Origin of the sequence: Microbacterium radiodurans (genome assembly GCF_008710705.1) — a bacterium.
Lineage (GTDB): Bacteria > Actinomycetota > Actinomycetes > Actinomycetales > Microbacteriaceae > Microbacterium > Microbacterium radiodurans.
The window spans coordinates 630,396-642,068 of the sequence record NZ_VYRZ01000001.1 but is presented as its reverse complement, the minus strand read 5'-3'; the positions used below and the strand labels follow the sequence as shown (position 1 = coordinate 642,068).

The 11,673-nt window shown below is 72.2% G+C and carries 10 protein-coding genes; 4 read left to right on the top strand and 6 right to left on the bottom strand.

All coding sequences use genetic code 11. The annotated features are described in order from the left end of the window. Nucleotides 1-11: 11 nt before the first annotated feature. The 3 genes from F6B42_RS03050 to F6B42_RS03040 form a co-directional block, all read right to left on the bottom strand. Nucleotides 12-836, bottom strand: a complete 825-nt coding sequence (locus tag F6B42_RS03050) for a UbiA family prenyltransferase (protein WP_150418104.1) — start codon at nt 834-836, stop codon at nt 12-14. A 48-nt stretch (nt 837-884) separates the two neighbouring features. Then, nucleotides 885-3,101, bottom strand: coding sequence for an ATP-dependent Clp protease ATP-binding subunit (locus F6B42_RS03045; RefSeq protein WP_150418103.1), 2,217 nt, complete (start codon nt 3,099-3,101; stop codon nt 885-887). 64 nt (nt 3,102-3,165) lie between these two features. Further along, on the bottom strand, nt 3,166-4,137 hold the full coding sequence (locus tag F6B42_RS03040; protein WP_150418102.1) for a helix-turn-helix domain-containing protein: 972 nt from the start codon (nt 4,135-4,137) through the stop codon (nt 3,166-3,168). A 72-nt stretch (nt 4,138-4,209) separates the two neighbouring features. Between F6B42_RS03040 and F6B42_RS03035 the strand changes: the two genes are divergently transcribed. Further along, nucleotides 4,210-4,452, top strand: coding sequence for a hypothetical protein (locus tag F6B42_RS03035; RefSeq protein ID WP_150418101.1), 243 nt, complete (start codon nt 4,210-4,212; stop codon nt 4,450-4,452). Here the strand turns inward: F6B42_RS03035 and F6B42_RS03030 are convergent. Continuing rightward, nucleotides 4,382-5,488: a glycosyltransferase family 4 protein gene (locus F6B42_RS03030; protein WP_150418100.1), complete on the bottom strand. Its 1,107-nt coding sequence runs from the start codon at nt 5,486-5,488 to the stop codon at nt 4,382-4,384. The two genes, F6B42_RS03035 and F6B42_RS03030, sit on opposite strands and share 71 nt — an antisense overlap. A gap of 2 nt (nt 5,489-5,490) precedes the next feature. After that, on the bottom strand, nt 5,491-6,705 hold the full coding sequence (locus F6B42_RS03025; RefSeq protein WP_150418099.1) for a glycosyltransferase: 1,215 nt from the start codon (nt 6,703-6,705) through the stop codon (nt 5,491-5,493). Between the two features lie 159 nt (nt 6,706-6,864). On the opposite strand from F6B42_RS03025, the gene F6B42_RS03020 reads away from it, so the two are divergent. Continuing rightward, nucleotides 6,865-7,458 carry a hypothetical protein gene (locus F6B42_RS03020; protein WP_150418098.1) on the top strand — a complete coding sequence of 198 codons (594 nt, stop codon included), beginning with the start codon at nt 6,865-6,867 and terminating at the stop codon, nt 7,456-7,458. Nucleotides 7,459-7,484: 26 nt separating this feature from the next. Here F6B42_RS03020 and F6B42_RS03015 read toward each other — a convergent pair whose 3' ends face one another. Continuing rightward, entirely contained in the window at nt 7,485-8,000 is a 516-nt protein-coding gene (locus F6B42_RS03015; protein ID WP_150418097.1) for an amino-acid N-acetyltransferase, read from the bottom strand. Nucleotides 8,001-8,069: 69 nt separating this feature from the next. Here F6B42_RS03015 and F6B42_RS03010 point away from each other — a divergent pair, with 69 nt between their 5' ends. Both F6B42_RS03010 and F6B42_RS03005 read left to right on the top strand, forming a co-directional pair. Continuing rightward, nucleotides 8,070-10,634, top strand: coding sequence for a circularly permuted type 2 ATP-grasp protein (locus F6B42_RS03010; protein WP_150418096.1), 2,565 nt, complete (start codon nt 8,070-8,072; stop codon nt 10,632-10,634). Next, the gene (locus tag F6B42_RS03005; protein WP_150418095.1) at nt 10,631-11,515 is read left to right on the top strand and encodes a transglutaminase family protein; all 885 of its coding nucleotides are present in this window, start codon (nt 10,631-10,633) and stop codon (nt 11,513-11,515) included. Before F6B42_RS03010 ends, F6B42_RS03005 begins: the two co-directional genes overlap by 4 nt. Nucleotides 11,516-11,673: the final 158 nt, after the last annotated feature.

The window sequence follows — 11,673 nt, the reverse complement described above, 5'->3', positions numbered from 1 at the left end:
TGGGATCGGGCTCAGGTGAGCCCGCCGGCGGCGACCACCAGCTGCGCGGCCAGCAGCAGCGCGGCCGCCATCACGAGCCGGAAACCGACGCGATCGGGGCCGTGGAGCCGCATCCGCACGACGACGGCGACCGCGAGCACCAGCACGGCGCCGAAGAAGACCCACGGCACGACGCCGTCGCTCCGCCCGCCGAGAAGCACCGCGACAGCGGCGACGACGATGCCCGCGACGGCGATCGAGACGGAGGCGGTCGCCCCGAGTCGGTGCGGCAGCCCGCGGATGCCGGTGCGCCGGTCGTCATCGAGGTCCGGCAGCACGTTGGTCAGGTGCACGGCCGCGCCGAGCGCGGCGCCGGCGATCCACGCGAACGGCGCGGCGAGGCTCGGCTCCGGCGCGGCGAGGGAGGCGAGGGACGGGAAGAGCCCGAAACTCACGAGGAACGGGACGACCGAGAGGGGCGTCGCCTTCAGCCCGAGGTTGTAGGCCCACCCCGACGCGATCGTGACGGCGTGCGCCAGCAGCATCGCCCACCCGAGCGGCGCCGACAGCCCGAGAGCGAGCACGACGGCGAGCGCCGCGGCGATCCACGCCGTGCGGCGCGACACCTCGCCGCGCACGAGCGGCTTGTCGCGGCGTCCGACGGCCCGGTCGCGCTCGGCGTCGAGGGCGTCGTTGGAGATGCCGATGGAGAGCTGTCCGAGCAGGACGGCCACGGCGAGCAGGGCGAGTCGCCACGCATCCAGGCCGACCGCGAGTCCGAGAGCGAATGACAGCGTGGTGACGACGACCGAGGGTCCGGGGTGGGAGGCGCCCCAGAGGGCCCGGAGCGTGCGCATCCCCCGATGCTCTCACGACCGCGGAGCACGGCACCCGGGGCTTGCGCGTCAGTCGTCGAGCAGCTCCGCCTCGATGACCTCATCGCCGTCCACAGGCGCAGGATCGGCGGCCGGTCCCGCACTCGTCAGCACGAGCGTCCCGCCGTCGGCGGCGACATCGACCCGCACGACGTCGCCGTCGCGCACCCCGCCCGAGAGGATCGCCATCGCGAGGCGGTCCTGGATCTCGGACTGGATGAGGCGCCGCAGCGGCCGCGCGCCGAACACCGGGTCGTAGCCGCGCTCGGCGAGCCAGGCGCGCGCATCCGGGGTGACGGCGAGGGCGAGACGCCGGTCCTTCAGCCTCCGCTGCAGCGCGTCGACCGACAGCTCGACGATCTGCGCGAGGTCGTCCTGGCTGAGCGCCTCGAACATGACGGTGTCATCGAGCCGGTTGAGGAACTCGGGCCGGAACGCCTGGCGCAGCAGCACCTGCACCTGCTCGCGCTTCTGCTCGCGGGTCAGCACCGGGTCGATCAGGATCGGCGAGCCGAGGTTCGAGGTGAGGATCAGGATGACGTTCCGGAAGTCGACCGTCCGCCCCTGGCCGTCGGTGAGGCGGCCGTCATCCATGACCTGGAGCAGCACGTCGAACACCTCGGGATGCGCCTTCTCGACCTCGTCGAGCAGCACCACCGAGTACGGGCGCCGCCGCACGGCCTCGGTGAGCTGGCCGCCCTGCTCGTACCCGATGTACCCGGGAGGGGCGCCGACGAGGCGCGAGACCGAGTGCTTCTCGCCGTACTCCGACATGTCGATGCGCACCATGGCGTGCTCGTCGTCGAAGAGGAACTCCGCGAGCGCCTTGGCGAGCTCGGTCTTGCCCACACCCGTCGGGCCCAGGAACAGGAACGATCCGGTCGGCCGGTTCGGGTCGCTGATCCCCGCACGCGAGCGGCGCACGGCATCCGCGACCGCCTTCACCGCGACCTTCTGCCCGATGAGGCGCTTGCCGAGCTCGGACTCCAGTCGCACGAGCTTCTCGGTCTCGCCCTGCAGCAGGCGTCCGACGGGGATGCCGGTCCACGCCGCGATGACGGCGGCGATGTCCTCGTCGGTGACCTGGTCGCCCACCATCCGCTCGGGTCCGTCGACGGCCGTCTCCGCCCGCTCGGCCTCGACGACCTCGCGCTCGAGCGCGGGGATCTCGGCGTACAGCAGGCGCGACGCCTTCTCGAGGTTGCCCTCGCGCTGCGCGCGCTCCGCCTCGACGCGGGCGGCGTCGAGGCGCGTCTTGAGGTCGCCGACGCGGTTCAGCGACGCGCGCTCGCGCTCCCACCGGGCGTGCAGGTCGTCGAGCTTCTGCTGTTCGGCCTGCAGGGTCGCGCGGAGGGCCTCGAGGCGCTCGCGCGACGCGGCGTCCTTCTCCTTCTTCAGCGCGAGCTCCTCGAGCTTCAGCCGGTCGACGTGGCGGCGCAGCTCGTCGATCTCGAGCGGCGCCGAGTCGATCTCCATGCGCAGCCGCGAGGCCGCCTCGTCGATCAGGTCGATGGCCTTGTCGGGCAGCTGGCGCGCCGGGATGTAGCGGTTCGACAGGGATGCCGCGGCCACGAGCGCGCCGTCGGCGATCGCCACCTTGTGGTGCGCCTCGTAGCGCTCCTTCAGCCCGCGGAGGATCGCGATGGTGTCCTCGACGCTCGGCTCGCCGACGTAGACCTGCTGGAAGCGGCGCTCCAGCGCGGCATCCTTCTCGATGAACTCGCGGTACTCGTCGAGGGTGGTCGCGCCGATCAGGCGCAGCTCACCGCGGGCGAGCATGGGCTTGAGCATGTTGGATGCCGCGACGGAGCCTTCGCCGCCACCGGCGCCCATGAGCACGTGCAGCTCGTCGATGAAGGTGATGATCCGGCCATCGGACTCGGTGATCTCCTTGAGCACGCTCTTCAGGCGCTCCTCGAACTGCCCGCGGTACATCGCACCGGCGACGAGCGCCGAGATGTCGAGCGAGACGAGCTCCTTGTTCTTCAGGCTCTCGGCGACGTCGCCCGCGACGATCCGCTGCGCGAGCCCCTCGACGACGGCGGTCTTGCCGACGCCGGGCTCGCCGATGAGGACGGGGTTGTTCTTCGTGCGCCGGGTGAGCACCTGGCTGACCCGGCGGATCTCGCCGTCTCGGCCGATCACGGGGTCGAGCTTGCCCTGCCGGGCCCGGTCGGTGAGGTTGATGCCGAACTGCTCGAGGGCGCTCTGCGCGTCCTCCTGTCCGGGCTGCTGCGTGGCGTTCATGCGTCTCCTGATATTGATCGGCTCAAAGTTGAGTCTGGGTGGCTCAACTTTAGCATCGGATCGTTCAGGATGCCACAGCCTCGTCGACGGTGCAGGCGAAGCGCGCGCGGTACGCCGACGGGCTGAGGCCCAGCGCCCGGGCGAAGTTCTGCCGCAGCACCGAGGCCGACCCGAACCCGCTGTCGGCGGCGACCTGCTCGAGCCCGAGATCGGTCTTCTCGAGCAGGTGCTGCGCGCGCAGGATCCGCTGCCGCCCGAGCCAGGCCGCGGGCGTCGTGCCGTAGTCGGCTTTGAACCGGCGGGCGAAGGTGCGCGGCGACATGTGCGCCCGCGACGCGAGCAGGTCGACCGAGAGGTCGAGATCGAGGTTCTCGATCATCCAGTCGGTGATGGGCGCGAGCGACAGCGAGGCGACCTCGGGCAGGGGGCGCGCGATGAACTGGGCCTGACCGCCGTCGCGCATCGGCGGCACCACCATCCGCCGCGCGATCGTGTTGGCCGCCTCGGGACCCAGCTCGAGCCGCAGCAGGTGCAGGCACGCGTCGAGACCGGCCGCGGTTCCGGCCGAGGTGATGATGCGACCGGACTGGACGTAGAGCACGTCGGGGTCGACGTCGATCTCGGGGTACATCCGCTTCATCGTCTCGGCGTAGCGCCAGTGCGTCGTCGCGCGCCTGCCGTCCAGCACCCCGGCGGCGGCGACCGCGAACGCACCGCTGCAGACCGTCAGAACCCAGGCGTCGCGCTCCACCGCGCGTCGGATGACGTCGGTCACACGGCGGTCGACCGCATCCCACGACGACCGCGGGATCGGGGTCACGACCACCAGGTCCGCCTCGTCGGCGAAGCCCAGGTCGTCGTCGATGTTGATCGAGAAGCCGATGTTCGCGGGCACGGCGCCCGGATCGGGGGTCACGATGCGGAAGTCGAAGTTCGGGATGCCGTCGTCGGTCCGGTCGAGGCCGAAGGCCTCGCAGGCGAGGCCGAACTCGAACGGCGCGAACCCGGGCTGGACGATGCAGGCGACGGTGTGCATGGCAGTATTCCTCCGGACGCTGTCTCGCCTGCCGCTTCTCGGCAGGATGACGACCATCGTAGCGTTCCTGCCATGGGAACGACACTGCTTCTTCTCGTCCTCGCGATGCTCGCGGCCGCGGGCGTCGTCGGCACGCTCATGCTGGTCCTCCGCGACGGCTACCGCCGCGTCCCCACCGATCCCGCCCGCGCTCTCCCGCCCACCGACGTCACCGCCGCGGCGGCCCCCGCAGCGGCTCCGGCAGTCAGCGGGCGCGTATCGCGCGGGCGCGACGGGATGCCGCGAGCAGCCGTGACGCGGATTCACTCCACGTGAACCGGGCGATGTGCTCCCGACCGGCCGCGACGAGCGCAGCCCGCGCGTCGTCGTCGTCGAGCGACTCGACAGCGGCGGCGAACGCCCGCGGGTCGCGCGCCGGGACGTACAGCGCGCCGTCGCCGCCGACCTCGTGGAAGATCTCCATGTCGCTGACGACGGCGGGCACGCCCAGCTCGAGCGCCTCCGCGATCGGCAGACCGTACCCCTCGTCGAGGCTGAGCGTCGCGAGCACGCCGGCATCCGCCAGCAGTGCCGCGTACTCGGCGTCCGTGACCCCGCCGTGGAAGACGATCCGAGCGCCGGCCGGCGCCAGCTTCTCGAGCTCGGCGCGTCGGGTCCCGGAGATGCGGCTCAGCAGGTGGAGCGTGCGCCCCGGCAGCCACTGCATCGCCCGCACGAGCGTGTCGACGTTCTTGTAGGGCATGAACGACCCCATGTAGACGACGTTGCGGGGCGCCGCCGCCCCCGGCATCGCGCCCGCCGGCGCGAGGTCGGCGAGCCGCTGCGGCGCGTTCGGCAGCACGACGACCTCGCGCTTGGTCAGCTTCACGGCCGCGAACTGCCGCTTGCTCGTCTCGCTCACGGTCGCGACGACGTCGGCGGCGTTCAGGGTCGCACGCTGCGGCGCGTAGGTGAGGTGGAACAGCCGCCACCCCAGCCGCACGAACCACGGCAGGTCGCGCGGGGGCGTGCGGTGACGGTAGTAGATCGTGTCGTGGAGCGTCAGGATCAGGCCGAAGCGCCGGCCGAGCGCGCCGATCGTCTGCATCGGCGAGTAGACGACGTCGGGCCGATGACGGTTGAGGCGGAGGGCGGCCAGCGGCTCGAGCACCGACGTCGGCGCGTGGAGCGAGACGTGCGGCGCGCCCTCCGGGAGGAACGCGACCTGCGCGGGATCGTGCACGACGAAGGTGACCTCGACGTCCTCGGCCGGCGCCGCAGCGAAGACCGCGTGCGCGAGCTCGTGCGAGAAACGGCTGATGCCGTCGTGGAAGTCGGTGCGGATGTAGCGCGCGTCGAAGAAGAGGCGCATCGTCAGGCGTCGAGCGGCTCGCCGCGGTAGAGCTTCTCGAACGTGTCGAGGGTGCGCTCGATGTCGTGGATCTCGACGCCGTCGAGGGAGGCCTGCTGCATCCGGAGGTACTCCTCCGGGCCGGCGGTCAGCACCCGTCGCAGCTTGTCGGCGAGATCGTCGGCGTTGCCGGGCTCGAACAGGTAGCCGTTCACACCCGACTGCACGAGGTGCGGGAGGGCGACGGCATCCGCAGCGACGATCGGGAGCCCCGAGGCCATGGCCTCCATCGTCGCGATGGACTGCAGTTCGGCGATGGAGGCGATCGAGAAGACGTCGGCGCGCGTGTACGCGGCCCGCAGCTCGGCCTCGTCGGTGCGGCCGTGGAAGGTCACGCGCTCGGTGATGCCGAGCTGCTGCGCGGCCTGCTCGAGGTTCCGGCGCTGGTCGCCGCCGCCGACGATGTCGAAGTGCACGTCGAGTTCGGGGGCCAGCTTCGCGACGGCCTGGAGGGTGACCTCGACGTGCTTCTCGGTCGTGAGGCGACCGACGAACAGGATGCGACGGTGCTCCCGCGGCGAGAGGTCCGGGGTGTAGTTGCGCTTGTCGATGCCGCAGCTGATCGGGATGACGCCCGTGATGTCGATCGTGTTCTCGAGGAATTCCGCCGCCTTGCGCGTGGGGGTGGTTACCGCACGCGACATGTCGAAGGTGCGCTTGGCGTCGTCCCAGCAGAGCTTGATGAGCGGCTTGTCGATGATGGGCGGCAGCGTCGTGAAGTCGATGACGTTCTCGGCCATGACGTGGTTCGTCGCGACGACCGGGATGCCGCGCTTGACCGCCTCGCGGGTGAGACCGCGGCCGATGACGATGTGCGACTGGCTGTGGACGACGTCGGGCTTCACCGAGTCGAGCACCCGGCGGGCGTAGTGCTTCGAGCGCCACGGCAGGACGAAGCGGAGCCAGTCGTGGGGGTACCAGCGCCATCCCGGCAACCGGTGGATCGTCAGATCGGCGCCCTCGATGTTCTCGGTGAACACCCCCGACTGCGAATGGGTGACGCTCGGGGTGACGACGTGCACCTCGTGACCGCGCGCGGCGAGTCCCGCCGAGAGCCGCTCGGCGAAACGGGCGGCTCCGTTGACGTCGGGAGCGAACGTGTCGGCTCCCATCACGATGCGCAGCGGGCGGCGCGAGGTGTCGCGGGATGCGCTCGGAGTCGTCGCGGATTCGGTCACGGGGGTTAGGGCCAATCTGTGCGGCGGTGCGCCGGCGGCTGTGGCCGCGACGGCGCCCCGAGCTTACCCGAGCGGGCCGAGCGCCCCTCGGAGCCACACCCCGTTCCGCGATTCCGCCGCGGCGGGCTGTTGTCCAGGCGGCATCCCTAGGCTGGGGCCATGGCACGACTCGACGCCGACGCCGACCCCGCCCGCTGGGTCCCGGTCACCGAATCCTTCGGCTTCTCCGGCCGCCGCGCCCGCAAGCGCGCGATCGGGATGCTGCTGAGTCAGGCGAACACGGCGATGGGCGCCGCACCGCGCCCCGGCGGCCGCTTCGCCGCGTGGGCCGCCAGCCAGGCGGTGCCCGCGCTCATGCGACGCGCCGGCGGCCGCGTCCGCGCCTGGATGTGGAAGACCGACCCCGAGGTCGTCGTCGTGCTCGCGCAGATGCAGGAGCTCACGTCGCAGCTGCGAACGGCGCGGGCGATGATGCCGATGGAGTACGACGACACCGAGGACTTCCGCTCGCCCTATCTCGGAGCCGGCGAGAAGCTCGTCATGACGCTTCCGCCCGACGCGCGCACCCCGCCGTTCGTGTCGTACACGTGGGACACGGGCACCCACCTCGTGACGCTGACCGCGGTCTTCGGCGACCGCGAGCGCGTCGGCACGGCGCTCGACGAGCTCGATCACCTCGCGCGCTCGCTCCGCGTGGTCGACGACCTGACCGTCGGCGAGACCCCGGGAACCCTGCGCCTGCCACCCGCCTGAGCTCGTCCTGCGAGGACGCGCCCGATTCAGCCCAGGTGCTTGAGCATGCGCGTGTTGCCGAGCGTGTTCGGCTTGACGTGCGCGAGGTCGAGGAACTCCGCGATGCCCTCGTCGGGGCTCCGCAGCAGCTGCGAGTAGACGTCGGCGTCGACGACCTGCTCGCCGATGGTCTCGAAACCCCGCCGAGCGAAGAAGTCGACCTCGAAGGTCAGACAGAACAGGCGCGAGAGGCCCAGCTCGCGGGCACCCTCCTCGAGACGCTCGACGATCGCGCCGCCGACACCGCGATGCAGCCACTCGTCGACGACGATGAGGGTGCGCACCTCGCCCAGGTCCTCCCACATGACGTGGAGGGCGCCGCATCCGACGAGCTCGCCATCCGCCTCGGCGACGACGAACTCCTGCACGGACTCGAACAGCACGACGAGGTCCTTGCCCAGCAGGATGCGGCGCTGCACCCATGGCTCGAGCATGGCGCGGATGCCGCGGACATCGCTCGCGCGCGCGGGACGCACGAGGAAGGCGGGCGAGTCGGAGGTCACGCCTCAACGATAGTGCGCGCCGGTAGTGTGGCATCCGACCCGAGATCCGTCCCGCCCAGGAGTGCCGACGTGAGCGTGCTCCGCGACTACGCCGCCGCAGTGTCCCAGCCGACGCTGCCCCTCGAGGTGCCCGGCGCCGGGGTGGGGAACGCGACCGCTCGCTACGACGAGGTCGTCGACCGCGACGGCGGGCTCCGTCCCGCCTGGCAGTCCCTCGCCGGACTCGCCCTCGCCCTGACCCCGGCCGAGCTCGGGCGCGTCGAGGGCGAGATCACCCGATTCCTCGCGGACGACGGCGTCACGTACGTCCGCCCCGACACCGGGGCGCAGCCGTGGCAGCTCGACCCCATGCCGCTCGTGGTCGACGCGGCGAGCTGGGCGCGCCTGGAGGCCGGGCTCGCGCAGCGCGCCGAACTCCTCGGGGCCGTCCTCGCCGATCTCTACGGATCGCAGACGCTGCTGGCGTCGGGCGTGGTGCCGGCAGCCGTCGTGCTCGGCCACGCCGGATTCGTCCGGCCGGTCGCCCGCGGCGACGGTGGTGACAGTGGCGACCGGCATCCACTGCTCCTGTCGGCCACCGATCTCGGCCGGGACGCCGACGGCGAATGGCGCGTGCTCGCCGACCGCGTGCAGGCGCCGTCGGGTCTCGGCTACGCCATGGAGAACCGGCGGGTGCTCTCGCAGGTGCTCCCGGACCTCTACCAGCAGAGCGACCCGCACCGCATGGAGCCGTACTTCTCCGCGCTGCACGCGACGCTCGCCGCCTCCGCCCCGGCGGGCGTCGACGAACCCCGCGTCGTCGTCCTGACCCCGGGCCCCCACTCCGAGACGGCCTTCGACCAGGCGTTCCTGGCCCGCGGTCTCGGTCTGCCGCTCGTGCAGGGCAGCGACCTCGTCGTGCGCCGCGGGCGGGTGTGGCTGAAGCCCGTCGGGTGGCCGCGTCGCGAACCGACCGAGCAGGTCGACGTCATCCTGCGCCGCGTCGACGCCGAATGGTGCGATCCGCTCGAGCTGCGCCCGGACTCCCGCCTCGGCGTCGCCGGTCTCGCCGAGGCCGTCCGCCGCGGCACCGTGCGCCTCGTGAACGGGCTGGGCGCCGGGGTGCTCGAGAACCCCGGGCTGCTGCCGTTCCTTCCAGCGGCGTCCGAGGCGCTCCTCGGCGAGCAGCTGCGCCTGACGGCCGTGCCGACGTGGTGGTGCGGCGACGACACGGGTCGGGAGGTCGTGCTGGATCGCCTGCGCTCCGGCGACCCCGCTCTCGTGGTGCAGACGATCGACGGCTCGCGCCATGATGTGGCGGGAATGAGCCCCGAGGCGCTGGCGGCCCGCATCGCCGCCGCGCCGCACCGGTTCGTCGGGCAGGAGCGACTGCCGCTCTCGCAGGCGCCCGTGTGGGCCGGGGCGGGAGCGGCGGCGCAGTCGCTCGTGCTCCGCGCCTTCACGCTGCGGCACGGCTCGGTCTACCGGCCGCTGCTCGGCGGGCTCGCCACGGTCCGCGCCGACGCCGGATCCGCGCCGACGACGAAGGACGTCTGGGTGCTCAAGGCCGCCGAGACCGACCCCGATCAGGGTCTCACCGAGATCGCTCCTCTCCCGGGCGGCCGCAGCAACCCGAGCGTCGCCCCGCGCGCCCTCGCCGACATGTTCTGGTCGGGCCGCTACGCCGAGCGCGCCGAAGACCTGCTGCGCCTGGTCATCACCGCGCAGCAGCAGATCGACCTCGCCGGCGCGGGACGGGCACCGCAGACGAGCGCCCGCGCGCTGCGCGAGGCCATCCACCGTCTCGCCGGGCCCGCCCCGACCCCGGTGCCCGCCGCCTCCGCAGCCCGGTCCGACGATGCCGACGCGGACTTCCGCTCTCTCCTGCTCGATCCCTCGCGCACCGGATCGACGGCTCACGCCCTGGCCCGGATGCGGGATGCGCTCGAGGGGGTGCGCGACCAGCTCTCCGGAGACACCTGGCGCGTGTTCGCCGGCATCGAGCGGGCGTCGCGGGCGCTGCGCGCATCGCCTCACTCCCACCGCACCGCGGAGTCGGCGGGGCGGATGCTCACCGTCATCCTGTCACTCCAGGGCGTGACGGCGAACATGATGCGGGATGCCGCGTGGCACCTCATCGAGGCCGGCCGCTTCCTCGAGCGGGCGCTGCAGGTGACGTTCCTGCTGCAGACGGCGATCGAGCGACGCGACGCGCGCACCGAGCGGTCGGTTCTCGAAGGTCTGCTGTCGGCCTCGGAGAGCATCGTGACCCATCGGCGCCGGTACCGCGGAGCCGTGCGTCCCGCCGACGTGCTCGACCTGCTGCTTCGCGACCCCGACAATCCCCGCTCGGTCGCCTTCGCGCTCGCCGAGCTGCGGACGCACCTCGCCGCGGCCCCCGCCTCCACGGGCTCGACGCGGCCGGAGCGGCTCGTCGAGGACGTCGAGGCTTTCGTCGCAGGGGTCGACGCCGCGGACCTCGTGGCCGCGCCCGACGGCATCCGCACCGCTCTCGCCGATCTGCTGGCCGAGCTCACCGCCCAGCTCGAGCAGCTCGGCGACGCCATCGGCGACCTGCACTTCGAGAGCGGTCCGCCGCCCGTCGCGCTGTCGTCGCTCGCTCTCATCGAAGAGCTCATGGAGGTCCGCGCGTGAAGCAGTACCGGGTCTGGCACCGCACCGCCTACACCTACAGTGCGCCGGTCGACGACAGCGTCGGGCAGTTCCACCTGACACCGCGCGAGCTCGCGTGGCAGAGCGTGCGCGACGCGGCCGTCACGCTCTCGCCCGATCCGGGCGACCTGCGGCGCGAGACCGACTACTTCGGCAACTGGTCGACCTACTTCCACGTGACCGATCCGCACGAGGCGCTGTCGATCGAGTCCTCGAGCGAGGTCGCCGTCACCGCGCCGGCCTACGACGATGCCGCCCTCGCGCAGCCCTGGGAGCTCGCGCGGCCGCTGCGGCATCCCGAGCTCGATCACGCGTGGCGGGCCGCGGAGTTCGCGCTGCCCTCGCCCCGTGTCGCGCAGTCCGACGCGACAGCCGCCTACGGCGCCGTCTCGCTGCAGCCGGGCCGCCCGATCGGCGAGGCGGCGACCGACCTCATGCGCCGGATCTACACCGACTTCGACTACGACAGCACCGCGACGACGGTCACCAGCACGGTCGGCGATGCTCTCGAGAAGCGCGCCGGAGTCTGCCAGGACTTCGCGCACGTCGCCCTCGCCTGCCTGCGCTCGCACGGCGTGGCAGCCCGTTACGTCTCGGGTTACCTCGCGACGCAGCCGCCGCCGGGCAAGGAGCGGGTGTTCGGCGCGGACGCCTCGCACGCCTGGCTGGCCGTGTGGCTGCCGGGCACCGACGAGTGGCTCGCGATCGATCCGACCAACGACCAGTGGGCGAATGACCGCTACATCACCGTCGCGTGGGGTCGGGACTACGGCGACGTCTCCCCCGTCAAGGGCATCATCTTCACCGAGGCGAAGACCTCGACCCTGCGCGTCTCGGTCGACGTGGCCCCGCTCGCCCCCTGATCGGGTGCCCCGCATCCCGCCCCCAGTCGTGCGCGGATGCAAGGGATCGCGGCCGACACGCCGCCGCGGAGCGGCCGGCCCCGGGGTGTCGTCGACGAACCCTTGCATCCCGGCACGCGCGGAGCGGCGGCACGCGAGGCGCGGAGGACGACGAAGGG

Coding starts and splice junctions, on each gene's coding strand:
- F6B42_RS03045 (WP_150418103.1), bottom strand. CDS start 3,101: ATGAACGCCACGCAGCAGCCCGGACAGGAGGACGCGCAGAGCGCCCTC.
- F6B42_RS03035 (WP_150418101.1), top strand. CDS start 4,210: ATGGGAACGACACTGCTTCTTCTCGTCCTCGCGATGCTCGCGGCCGCG.
- F6B42_RS03030 (WP_150418100.1), bottom strand. CDS start 5,488: ATGCGCCTCTTCTTCGACGCGCGCTACATCCGCACCGACTTCCACGAC.
- F6B42_RS03020 (WP_150418098.1), top strand. CDS start 6,865: ATGGCACGACTCGACGCCGACGCCGACCCCGCCCGCTGGGTCCCGGTC.
- F6B42_RS03040 (WP_150418102.1), bottom strand. CDS start 4,137: ATGCACACCGTCGCCTGCATCGTCCAGCCCGGGTTCGCGCCGTTCGAG.
- F6B42_RS03050 (WP_150418104.1), bottom strand. CDS start 836: ATGCGCACGCTCCGGGCCCTCTGGGGCGCCTCCCACCCCGGACCCTCG.